This is a genomic window from Sulfuricurvum sp. MLSB, from assembly GCF_000747095.1.
Taxonomy (GTDB): domain Bacteria; phylum Campylobacterota; class Campylobacteria; order Campylobacterales; family Sulfurimonadaceae; genus Sulfuricurvum.
On record NZ_JQGL01000006.1, the window covers coordinates 1 to 11,477 of the forward strand.

General features: G+C 51.0%; 10 protein-coding genes and 5 tRNA genes. 9 read left to right on the top strand and 6 right to left on the bottom strand.

Annotated features, from left to right (window positions below; translation table 11 throughout):
• Window positions 1-817, top strand: an 817-nt coding sequence (locus tag JU82_RS00225) for a vitamin B12 dependent-methionine synthase activation domain-containing protein (protein WP_037945458.1), incomplete at its 5' end; no start/stop codon positions are given.
• 128 nt (window positions 818-945) lie between these two features.
• Here the strand turns inward: JU82_RS00225 and JU82_RS00230 are convergent.
• Genes JU82_RS00230 through JU82_RS00245 form a run of 4 tightly spaced genes read right to left on the bottom strand, consistent with a single transcriptional unit; the run spans window position 946 to window position 4,458 of the window.
• Window positions 946-2,121, bottom strand: coding sequence for a replication-associated recombination protein A (locus JU82_RS00230; protein WP_037945459.1), 1,176 nt, complete (start codon window positions 2,119-2,121; stop codon window positions 946-948).
• A 5-nt stretch (window positions 2,122-2,126) separates the two neighbouring features.
• A complete protein-coding gene (locus JU82_RS00235; RefSeq protein WP_037945461.1) occupies window positions 2,127-2,525 on the bottom strand; it encodes a secondary thiamine-phosphate synthase enzyme YjbQ in 399 nt (132 codons plus the stop codon).
• Window positions 2,522-3,493 carry a pseudouridine synthase gene (locus JU82_RS00240; RefSeq protein WP_037945463.1) on the bottom strand — a complete coding sequence of 324 codons (972 nt, stop codon included), beginning with the start codon at window positions 3,491-3,493 and terminating at the stop codon, window positions 2,522-2,524. Before JU82_RS00240 ends, JU82_RS00235 begins: the two co-directional genes overlap by 4 nt.
• Window positions 3,490-4,458, bottom strand: coding sequence for a KpsF/GutQ family sugar-phosphate isomerase (locus JU82_RS00245; protein WP_037945465.1), 969 nt, complete (start codon window positions 4,456-4,458; stop codon window positions 3,490-3,492). Before JU82_RS00245 ends, JU82_RS00240 begins: the two co-directional genes overlap by 4 nt.
• A gap of 44 nt (window positions 4,459-4,502) precedes the next feature.
• On the opposite strand from JU82_RS00245, the gene JU82_RS00250 reads away from it, so the two are divergent.
• The 3 genes from JU82_RS00250 to JU82_RS00260 are packed head-to-tail and all read left to right on the top strand — an operon-like array spanning window position 4,503 to window position 7,280.
• The gene (locus JU82_RS00250; protein WP_037945467.1) at window positions 4,503-5,894 is read left to right on the top strand and encodes an NAD(P)H-hydrate dehydratase; all 1,392 of its coding nucleotides are present in this window, start codon (window positions 4,503-4,505) and stop codon (window positions 5,892-5,894) included.
• A complete protein-coding gene (gene purN / locus JU82_RS00255) occupies window positions 5,891-6,448 on the top strand; it encodes a phosphoribosylglycinamide formyltransferase (RefSeq protein ID WP_037945469.1) in 558 nt (185 codons plus the stop codon). Before JU82_RS00250 ends, purN begins: the two co-directional genes overlap by 4 nt.
• Before the next feature lie 55 nt (window positions 6,449-6,503).
• Window positions 6,504-7,280: a thiazole synthase gene (locus JU82_RS00260; RefSeq protein ID WP_037945470.1), complete on the top strand. Its 777-nt coding sequence runs from the start codon at window positions 6,504-6,506 to the stop codon at window positions 7,278-7,280.
• Window positions 7,281-7,317: 37 nt separating this feature from the next.
• Here JU82_RS00260 and JU82_RS00265 read toward each other — a convergent pair whose 3' ends face one another.
• On the bottom strand, window positions 7,318-8,541 hold the full coding sequence (locus JU82_RS00265; protein WP_037945471.1) for an MFS transporter: 1,224 nt from the start codon (window positions 8,539-8,541) through the stop codon (window positions 7,318-7,320).
• A complete protein-coding gene (locus JU82_RS00270; RefSeq protein ID WP_037945473.1) occupies window positions 8,538-9,908 on the bottom strand; it encodes an amino acid permease in 1,371 nt (456 codons plus the stop codon). The genes JU82_RS00265 and JU82_RS00270 overlap by 4 nt, the downstream gene beginning before the upstream one ends.
• Window positions 9,909-10,134: 226 nt before the next feature.
• Here JU82_RS00270 and JU82_RS00275 point away from each other — a divergent pair.
• The 5 genes from JU82_RS00275 to JU82_RS00295 all read left to right on the top strand — a co-directional run bounded on the left by JU82_RS00275 (window position 10,135) and on the right by JU82_RS00295 (window position 10,668).
• Window positions 10,135-10,212 (top strand) — tRNA-Pro (locus tag JU82_RS00275).
• Window positions 10,213-10,267: 55 nt separating this feature from the next.
• Window positions 10,268-10,344: transfer RNA gene (locus JU82_RS00280), tRNA-His, on the top strand.
• Window positions 10,345-10,397: 53 nt separating this feature from the next.
• Window positions 10,398-10,474, top strand: a tRNA-Arg gene (locus JU82_RS00285).
• An 11-nt stretch (window positions 10,475-10,485) separates the two neighbouring features.
• Window positions 10,486-10,562, top strand: a tRNA-Arg gene (locus JU82_RS00290).
• 21 nt (window positions 10,563-10,583) lie between these two features.
• Window positions 10,584-10,668, top strand: a tRNA-Leu gene (locus JU82_RS00295).
• Window positions 10,669-11,477: the final 809 nt, after the last annotated feature.

Sequence of the window (11,477 nt, forward strand, 5' to 3'; positions counted from 1 at the left end):
ACGGGTATTGCGCAAAGAGCAGCTTTATTTTGATATGGTGTGCGAGTGGATCAACCGCCGTAGCCTCTTTAAAATGCACTGGGGATACAAACGTGCCGGCATGGACGCCAATGAGTATAAAAAGCTCCTTGAGAGCAAAGTGTATCCCGCGTATGAGCGGATCAAAAAAGAGATCGTCAAACGGGGACTGTTTGACCCTACGGTAATTTACGGATACTATCCCGTACGCAGCAGCGACCAAGAGCTGCTGATTTTCGATGAAAGCTGCGGGTGGAATAGTGACGAAAATGCGAATCGACAGCCGTTGGATGCAGTGATCGGCAATGCCAAATACGTCTTCGAATTTCCGCGTCAGCGCAAAGCGCCTCACCGCGCGCTGAGTGATTTTTTCGCCCATACGCGCGATGATGTTTTGCCGCTTACCTGTGTGAGCGTGGGGGATAGATTTAGCGAGTATGAAAAAGAGCTGTACGCCAATAATGAATATCTCGAATACAACATGGTGCACGGATTTGGGGTGGAGCTGGCTGAGGCTTTGGCGGAAGTGGCGCACAAACAAATCCGGTTAGACCTGAACATCGCGCACGACGATGAAGGGTTCAGCCTGCGCGACGTCCGATTGAACCGCTATCAGGGGGCACGTTATTCCTTCGGCTACCCTGCATGCCCTGATTTGGAACAAAGCCGAATCATCTTTGATCTGTTGCGCCCCGAAGAGTTCGGGATCACCCTCAGCGAAACCTTCCAGATTCACCCGGAACAGAGCACGACGGCGCTCGTCGTCCATCACAAAGAGGCGACGTATTACAGCATCTAAATCCTTATGTCCCTTTTTTTGTTCCGGCAAAAAAAGGAACCAAAAAAACCTCATCTGACTGATGGTTCGCTACGCGCGACTCTCGCACTACTGCTTCGCGCGCGGCTCATTTACATCATTCAGATTTCTTACTCTTTGGAACTGTTCCACACTTTTGCAATCCACTCCCCCATCTTCGCTTCGTAACCGATCGGTTTGAATTCAACGAATTTGAGCGGCTTGGAGAGATATTTTTGGTTCACCCATCCGCCTGCGTCGTGCGGATACAGATACCCTTTGTGCTGTTGGCGCAAGTGTTCGGGAATTTCGAGGATAACGCCGTTTCTGACAGCCTGCTGTGCGGCATTGATTGCGTTGTAGGCCGAGTTTGATTTCGGTGAGGCACACAGGTAGATGACCGCCTGAGAGAGGATGATCCGCGCTTCGGGATAGCCGATCTGCTTCACGCTCGTCATGGCCGAAGTCGTCAGCGTCAGCGCCTGCGGATTGGCATTTCCCACATCCTCGCTGGCAAGGATCACGAGACGTCTGGCGATAAATTCGGGAGGTTCTCCCCCCTCGATCAGACGGGCGAGGTAATAGACCGCCGCATCGGGGTCTGAGCCTCGAATGCTCTTAATGAGGGCGGAAGCAAGGTCGTAATGCACCCCCGCTTCGGAGCTTCCCCGTGCCTGTGCGGCGGGGCGGAGCGATTTGAGCAATTTCACCGTAATCGGTTTGTTGAGCGCCACTGCGACTTCAAGCAGTTTGAGCATCGCCCGGGCGTCTCCGCCCGAACTTGCCACCAGATATTCGCGCGCTTCTTCGTCCGTTTCCACGCCTGTTCTGGCTAACAGATTTTCTAACGCATCCAAACCGATTTCGCGCAGTTCGAATAAAAGCGAGCGCGAGCGCATCGCCGCATTTAGCGAAAAATAGGGGTTTTCGGTCGATGCCCCGATAACTAACACGCTGTTTTTTTCCATAACCGGCAATAACACTTCCTGCTGATTCTTTGCAAGGCGGTGTACCTCATCGATGAAAATCAGCGGCCGGGTCAATGCCCCTTCGTATTGGTCGAAAATTTTGCGAAGCTGCTCGATTTTGAGCGAGGTCGCGTTGAATTCGTAAAACGGCAAATCCATCACGTCAGCGATGATACGCGCCAGAGAGGTCTTGCCCGAACCGGGAGGACCGTAGAAAAAAGAGTGGGTAAGATTTCCCCCTTCGCACAAAGTGCGCAGAGGAGCATCGGATGAGCATAAATGATCCTGCCCGACAACTTCGTCGAAGCTTTTAGGGCGGAGGAGGTAGGTGAAGTCCAAAAACGTTATCCCGCAATAACCTTGATGACTACTTCGCGTTCCTGTCTTGGGCCGTCGAATTCGCCGAAAAACACTCCCTGCCATTTCCCGAACATCGGGCGCCCGCCATGGACCGGGATCGTCACGGATGCGCCCATGCGCGAAGATTTCAGGTGGGCGGCGGCATTGGAGCCTACATGGGTGTAATGCTCGTCGCTGGGAATTGTTTTGGACAATGCAGCCAGCAGATCGCGGCGAAGATTCGGATCGGCATTTTCAAACAAAAATACGCTTCCCGTCGTGTGGGGGGTAAAAACGACACAAATGCCCTCTTTGACACCTGATGTAATGACCGCTTCACTCACCTCATTGCTGATATCCATTAGCTGCGTTTTGTGGCTGGTCGGAAATTTCAATGTTTTCATTTTTTGCGTTCACCTTGTGTAAATTTTTTTTCCGGTTTGTATTTATTTGTGCTGAAAGAATCATTCGCCGGCTTGGATTTAGATTTTGCCTTCTCTTTGCTGAAAGCTCTTTTTTCCGGCTTCGGTTTTTCTTTTAGGAACTTCGGTTCAGATTCCCCTTCGGCTTTGGGAAACTTCTTCTCCGATTTTTGTTTGGTTTTTTCCGATTTTTCAACCGCATCCAAGAATTCCCGCAAAGAGACGTATTCGTTGCGTTCTAAAAAGCGAACTTTTCCGGTCGGAAGATTATTCAGGTCGATTCCCCCGAAACTGAGCCGTTTGAGGTCAACGACTTCGGCACCGAAATGGGCGAAAAAACGGCGGAGTTCGCGGTTTTGCCCCTCGCCGATCGCGACTTTGAGCACCGAAAAATCACCCTGGTTTTTCTGGATCTGGTAAGCGTAAAAAGGGGCGAAATTCATCGATCCGATTTCCGAATGCTCATGTGCCCCGGCGCTGGCATCTTCGAGTTCGAGCCCTTCGCCCATCGCAACCTTCATCGCATCCGTAACGGGGCCTTTGATCTTGATCTTGTACACCCGCTCCATCTTCGACGTCATCAATGCCGTCGCAACGCGCGATGCGTCGGTAAGAAGCAGCAAGCCTTCCGAAGCGTAGTCGAGCCGTCCGACGGGGATGAAATGGCGGTACTGCTTTGCAAGCGAATCGTAAATGGTCTTGCGCCCCTGCGGGTCTTTTTTCGTTACCAGTTCACCGCGCGGCTTGTTATAGACGATCACGGTAAACTGATCGTGTGCGGTCACCTTGTTGCCGCTGATACTGACGTTTGCCGTCCGCTCATCCACCTGTGTCGCGGGATTTTTTTCGATCTCGCCGTCGATACGGACATATCCGTCCAAAATAGCCTGATCGGCTTCGCGGCGCGAATACGTCGAGTAGTGGGCGATAAATTTGTTCAGACGCATCATGAGATACCTGCTTCCACGAGAGTATGAAGGTGCAGAGCACCCTGAATGACGCCGGTTTTGTCCGTAACGACCAGCAACTGGATTTTTTTGTTCTCGATCAGCACCAACGCATCGCTGGCCAACATCGTCGCATCGTCAATCACAAGCGGATTTTTCGTAGCATAAGCCGATGCCGGAGCATCAAGCGAGAACGATTCGTTCATCAGCGCACGGCGAATATCCCCGTCGCTGAGAAGCCCGGAGAGTTTCCCCTGCGCGTCACGCAGCATCACCGTCCCCAAACGTCCCTCGCTCAGAGCCAAAATGGCTTCTTTGAGCGACGTGCTTTCCTCGACGATCGGAAGGTTTTCCGTCCGCATCAAATCAGAAACTTTGACAAACAACCGTTTGCCGAGTGAGCCGCCGGGATGAAACGAGGCAAAATCCTCTTTTTGAAAATTGCGCGCCCTCATCAGGCACACCGCAAGGGCATCACCCATTGCCAGCGTCAGAGTCGTCGAGCTGGTAGGCGCCGCATCGAGAGGACACGCTTCTTTGCTGACGTTGATGTTGATCACCACGTCGCTGGTGCGTCCGAGGGTCGAAGCATTATTACGGGTCATCCCGATCAAAGGGATATCAAAACGCTTGATATGGGGAAGGATTGAGCTGAGTTCCTCGCTCTCGCCGCTGTAGCTGATCGCAAGGACAGCATCCTCTTTCCCGATCATTCCCAGATCGCCGTGAAGAGCCTCGGTAGGATGGAGGAAAAAACTCGGCGTTCCGGTCGACGCAAACGTCGCGGCGATTTTGGCCCCGATAAGACCCGATTTTCCGACACCGGTCACGATCAGTTTTCCTTTGCACGAAAGAATGATCTCTACGGCACGGATGATTTCTCCGTCTAACCGCTCCATCGCTTCGCGGAGCATGGCCGCTTCGATTTCAAGTGTGTTTTTGGCTATTGCGATATAATCGTTGTTCATAAAAATAATTATAGCCGAATAACCTTATTAATTCAGGTCTTGACATGCGCAACCTTTATCTTGAAGTCAGTTCACTCGATCAACGTGCCGTCTCCAAATTCGGTCTGTCCGAAGAGATTATGATGGAACATGCCGCCCTAGCGCTGAAAGCGGCTATCTGCCGTCGTTTTCCTGCCGGTTTGAGAGTTTTGATCGTGTGCGGCAGCGGCAATAACGGAGCCGACGGGCTTGCACTGGCACGGCTGCTGCTTGGGGAATACGACGTTTGCGTTCATCTCCCCTTTGGGGCTTCTTCTCCTCTCGCACAGCTGCAGCGCTCCCGCCTTGAAGCACTGGAGATCAACCATACCGAGATAGGGAATGCCTACGACGTGATTGTCGATGCGATGTTCGGCAGCGGCCTCTCGCGGCCTCTTGGCCCCACCGCAGCGGAAGTGATCGATCGGATCAACGCGATGGAGGGATTCAAAATCGCGTGCGACGTTCCCAGCGGGCTTTATCCGAACGGTACGCATGAGAGTCATGTCTTTCGTGCCGATCTGACCGTGACGATGGGCGGTCTCAAACGGGGGCTGTTCAGCGACGCGGCCAAAGAGGTTGCAGGCGAGATCGATTCATGCGACCTGGGAGTTCCGCGCTCTTTTTACGAAACCCCGTCTTCATGGCAGTTGCTGGAAGAATCGGATTTAAACCTTCCTCGACGCATCCATGCCTCGGCGCACAAAGGGCACTACGGCCATCTATCGGTCGTGTGCGGCGAGAAAACGGGAGCGGCAGTGATCGCCGGCTCCGCGGCGTTACGGTTCGGTGCCGGACTGGTTAGCCTGATCAGCAACGAAAACGTCCGTATCCCTTACGAACTGATGCAAAGCCATTCCCTCCCCGCTACGACAACCGCCATTGCGGTGGGAATGGGGCTGGGGAGCGAATTCGACGACGAAGAGCTCGCGCAACTGCTGGAGAACGAACTGCCGATGGTATTGGATGCCGATATTTTGACTCATCCGATACTCGCCAGATTGCTGAAGCGGCAACGGATCATTTTGACCCCCCATCCCAAAGAGTTCACACGGCTTCTGCGGTGCTGCGAAATCGCCGACATCGACGTCGACACTCTCCAAAACGACCGCTTCGGTTACGCCGAACGGTTCTGCACCGCCTATCCCAATGCCGTTTTGGTGCTAAAAGGTTCCAATGTCATCATCGGACACCATGAGCGTTTTTACGTCAATCCGCACGGTACCGTTGCCTTGGCTAAAGGGGGAAGCGGCGATGTACTCGGAGGACTGATCGGCGCCCTGCTGGCACAAGGATATGAGCCTCTTGACGCCGCCGTTCAAGGATCGCTTGCCCATACGTTCGGCGCTAAAAGCTGGGATCGCGGCAACTATGCCCTGACACCGTTTGACCTTATTGAAAGAATTACCCATTTATGAAACGCATTGTGACCTTGTTTAGCGGCGAGGGGACTAACCTCGCCAACCTGATCGAAAAGCTCCACCTCAAGCATTGCGCGATCATCGCTGCCATCACCAACAATCCCGAAGCCGGAGGAATTGCCAAAGCCCGTTCCGCTGGAATTCCCGTCGAAATTCTGGATCATCGCGAATTTGAAAGCCGGGAGAGTTACGATGCGGCGTTGGTCGAACTGATCGGCGAATACGACCCGGATTTGGTCGTTCTGTGCGGATTCATGCGGATCCTCACCCCCGTCTTTACATCGCAAGTCCGCTCGATTAACCTTCATCCCGCACTGCTCCCCGCATTCAAAGGAGCCCGCGCCATCGAACGCAGCTTCGAGAGTGACGAGAAAATATGCGGGGTGAGCGTACACTGGGTCACCGACGAGCTCGATGGCGGGGAAGTCATCATGCAGCGATCCTTCGCTAAAAGCGACGGTGAGACCCTTGAGAGCTTCACGACGAAAATCCGTGCCATCGAGCATGAAATTTTACCCTTAAGCATTATCAGTCTGCTCAAAGAATCGTAGAATTCCTAAGATTTTCTATGCTATAAACCCCACATTAATTCAAAGGAGCCTATCCATGCATACTTTGCAAATCGGCAAATACACTCTCGGCAGCCGTTTGATCGTCGGCAGCGGTAAATACGATTCGTTTGAGATGACCAAAGCGGCTACGCTAGCCTCTGGCTCCGAACTCATTACCGTAGCGGTCCGCCGCCTCAACATCACCAACCCGAACGAACCGAATCTGCGCGACACGTTTGCGGGTACCAACGTCAAATTCCTTCCCAACTCGGCAGGATGCACGACGGCCGAAGAGGCGATTACCCTTTTTCGTCTCACCCGCGAAGCGACGGGGATTGATCTGATCAAACTCGAAGTGATCGGAGATACCCAGAAAACCCTCTATCCCGATGTCCTCGAAACGATCAAAGCGTGTGAAGTGTTGGCCAAAGACGGCTTTACGATCATGGCCTACACCTCGGATGATCCGATCATGGCGCGCCGTCTCGAAGACGCGGGAGCGCACGCGATCATGCCTCTCGCCGCCCCGATCGGAAGCGGTCTTGGCGTGCAAAATCGCTATAACATCGTGTTTGTACGCGAAGCGGTCAAGGTGCCTATCATCGTTGATGCGGGAATTGGGTGTGCTTCTGATGCGGCATTGGCAATGGAGCTGGGTGCGGATGGCGTATTGACTAACACGGCGATTGCACAGGCGCAAAATCCGATGTTGATGGCCGAAGCTATGAAGAATGCGGTGATCGCGGGGCGATTAAGCTACCTGGCGGGACGGATTCCGAAACGTCCGTACGCTACGGCTTCGTCACCTATCGACGGGATGATTCAGTTTTAATACCTTCTATACTTTTCTCGCTAAAGAGAAAAGTACATCACGCCTCTATGTAATCCAAATCCTCATGAAACGTTTCCCGCGTGTAATACAGCGCAATCAACGCAATCGAAAACGTCACTACGCCGACCACAGCGGCTGATCCCAAAACTCCCATACTCTCTTTGAGAAGCATAAAGCTCGACGTGATGGGAACCACCGCGCCGCGGACGAAATTGGGAACCGTGGTTGCGACGGTAGCGCGTATATTCGTTCCGAACTGCTCCGCCGCCATCGTAATAAAGAGCGCCCAGTAACCGCAGAACACCCCCAGAAAAAACGCGGCCATATAAAACATTTCCGCGCTCGCCCCGCTCAGTGTAAAATAGTACAGGACACTGACGACGGAAAACCCCATAAAAACGGCATACGCTTTTTTACGGCTTCTCATCTGCTGGGAGAGGTAACCACTGGCCAGATCGCCGACCGAGAGTCCGATGTAGGTGTACATCAGCGCCGCTCCGGCACTCACCTCCCCCTGGATCGATAGCGCCTGCGCAAATTCGGGAGAAAACATCACCAAAACCCCGACAACATACCACAGCGGCATCCCGATTACAATCGCTTTGATGTATTTTGCAAAAAGTTTTTTATGGGCAAAAAGGGCGAAAAACTGCCCCCGTTTGATATCGTCGCTCACATGATGCTCAAACATCGCCGATTCCCGGACACGGAACCGCAAAACAAGGAGCATAAAGCCCAATACCCCGCCGATGATATAGGCATTACGCCATGCAAAATGCTCTGCGACGATATTGGCCGCGACAACCCCAAGAACACCGAACGCCGCGATCGTCATGACCCCGTATCCGCGCAGCTCTTTGGGGAGAATTTCGGCGACCAGCGTCACCCCAGCACCCAGTTCGCCGGCCAGGCCGATCCCTGCGATAAAACGAAGAATCGCGTACTGCTCTACATCGGTGACAAACGCATTGAGCAGATTCGCAACCGAATAGAGGATGATCGAGGCAAACAGCACCGACAACCGCCCTTTTTTATCTCCGAGGATCCCCCATAATATCCCCCCTATCAACATTCCCGCCATCTGGGCGTTGAGGATGATCGATCCCCAATAGGTAATCCCCTCTTTGTCTAATCCGAGTTCGGTGAGACTCTCCACCCGAACGACGCCGAATAAAATCAGATCGTATATGTCGACAAAATACCCCATCGCGATGACGATGACAGGCAGCGTCAGCACCTGCCGCAACGTAGATATACTCATCCCTCTTCCTTCGCACGTTTGGCACCGTAAAAGGCATAAATCATCATACCGATGATCGACCATCCGATAAAACGCAACCACGTATCAAACGGCAGTCCCGCCATCATAAATATGATCAGGATGAAATTGAGCGGCATAAGAATCTTGAACGCAGGGACTTTAAACACCGGCTGAATGATATTTTGGCGTCGCAAAACGATGATCGCCACCGCTACCATCAGATAAGCGAACAATGTTCCGATATTAACCAATTCCGCAAGCGTTTTAAGAGGAACGAGTCCTGCCATAACGCTCAGTAATACGCCCCCGATCAGAGTTGCTTTATACGGCGTATTGTATTTCGGATGAATTTCACTCAGTGATTTGGGCAAAAGCCCGTCGCGTGCGAGGGCAAAAAAGATGCGGGTAAAGCCAAGCCCCATAACGATCATAACGGTCGTAATCGTAATGACCGCTCCCAATGCAATCACATTGGCGGCAAAGGGTTCATTTACTTTATACAGCGCAAACGCAAGGGCATCGGGAACATTCAATTCTTGGTAGGGGACGATTGCGGTAAGGGTAAAGCTTACGAGGATAAAAAAGACAACGCTAAGAGCCAACGAGAGCATCAAGCCCAACGGAATATTACGGGTGGGATTTTTCGTCTCCTCCGCTACCGTACTGATCGCGTCAAATCCGAGATACGCAAAAATAATCAGAGCGGCTCCATGCCAAACCCCTTCCCATCCGAATGGGAAAAAATCGACAAGATTATTAAAATCGACGTGGGGAAGACCGACCACGACAAACGTCACCAGAACGGATAGTTTAATCAAGACAATAGCCGTATTGACCTTTGCACTCTCTTTAATCCCGATCGCCAGAAGGACGAAAATAGCTAAAATAATCCCGAACGCACTGATGTCGATATACGTTCCGGCGCCGGGGTTATACGCACCGCTGAGAGCCAAAGGTATTTCTATTCCCATGCTGTTTTCTAAAAAACGGCGCAAATAGCCCGACCATCCGGTCGCCACGGCTGCCGTAGCCACTCCGTATTCCAACAGCAGATTCCACCCGACAAACCACGCGAACACTTCACCCAGCGACGCGAACGTAAAACTATAGGCACTTCCCGCTACCGGATAAGCCGAGCTAAGCTCCGCATAGATGAGCGCCGTAATGCCGATCATAACGGCACCCAGTAAAAACGAAAGGACAATAGCGGGCCCGGCCATCGTAGCTGCCGCCTGACCGGTAATAACAAAAATACCGGCTCCGATAACCGCTCCGACGCCGATGAAAGTAACGTCCATCAGCCCCAATCGACGCTGGAATTCCCCGTTTACGCCGGACATATCTTTTTTACGAAAATACTTCTTCATTCTTTTTTTGCACCTCATCCACAAGCAATATATTCTGATACAACCCCAGCAATAATAAGTCCCGATTATACATTAATTTCAAGTTGGTTCCTTCATCAAATCCCTTTTTTACAATGTTTCTGCCGAAACCATTACGATTATAAACACGTCTCTTGACAATATTCTTGCTTTCCGATATAATTTCGCCTCACTAATTAAGCTCACTTGGGTTAGATTAGATGAAGGTCGGGGCGTAGCTCAGTATGGTTAGAGTACTTGGTTTGGGACCAAGGGGCCGGAGGTTCGAGTCCTCTCGCCCCGACCATGTTTTTTTCTTTTTGTATCTTATTTTCAAACACAGATTCTTTATTACGTGAATGGTGGAATTAGCTCAGTCGGTTAGAGCATCAGGTTGTGGTTCTGAGGGTCGTGGGTTCGATTCCCATATTCCACCCCATTTGTTTCTGGTTTGAAACTCCTTTGATACACGATATTTTAGAAGGTGATTGTGCGTTCGTAGCTCAACTGGATAGAGTAACGGACTTCGGATCCGTAGGTTATAGGTTCGAACCCTATCGGGCGCACCATATAGTCTTTCGCGTCCTTAGCTCAGCTGGATAGAGCAATGCCCTTCTAAGGCATCGGTCAGAGGTTCGAATCCTCTAGGGCGTACCACCTTAGACTTTTTTTTGTTATGCGGACGTGGTGAAATTGGTAGACACGCCAGACTTAGGATCTGGTGCCTCACGGTGTGAAGGTTCAAGTCCTTTCGTCCGCACCACCCTTAAATAGGGACTTTCAAAGCTTTTTCTTCATTTTTTAAGAATTCACAAAAAACTTTTTTTACTACATTTTTACTACAAACATCAATCTGAGTTCAACCTTTTCAATCCACGATAATTTTATATCTTCAAAAAACCTTCCCTTTCAGCTACGTTCATGAAAAAATTCGTAGTAATATGAAACGTTTTGATACGCTTTGACAGCCTGTGAAAATATATTAACATAGCTCATTTTTTCAACTATGATTTCCCCGTTACGATTATTCAACGGGGTACCAAGTGTTCAATCACTCCCAAGTGATGGAAGCCTCTCGGCTTCCCGTTGAGTAATTCAATTGGGACACTTGGTACCTGTTCCCTTACTCACAAATCCATTCCCATTGTTCAATATATGAAAGGCGTATCATCAAGCGTCTGGTGAAGTATATATTTTGATTGTGACCATCATAGTCTCTGCTCATAATGCAGTACCCGAAATATAGAAAAAAGAGTAGAAGTTGATGCGGCTGCGGCTGGCTCTCACAGGGAAACCAAAAGGGGGATCGATCACACGCGAAAAGTAGCGCTGTGGTAGATACTATGCTCTCTGCACCTTCTCATACCGACCTAAATCCAAGACTCTCACATAATGGACACGGAACAAACTGAACAGCACAACCGACAGTTGATGGTATGCTCTTGCCGAGCGTGAAAAAGGCGAAGAGGCTATTCGACGATCAATCGAAACGACGGAATTATAACGTAAATGTAGTTAGTAGAATTTCAAGTGCGGAGAAGTATGCCCAAAATTTTGGGAGCTTTGAAGCCC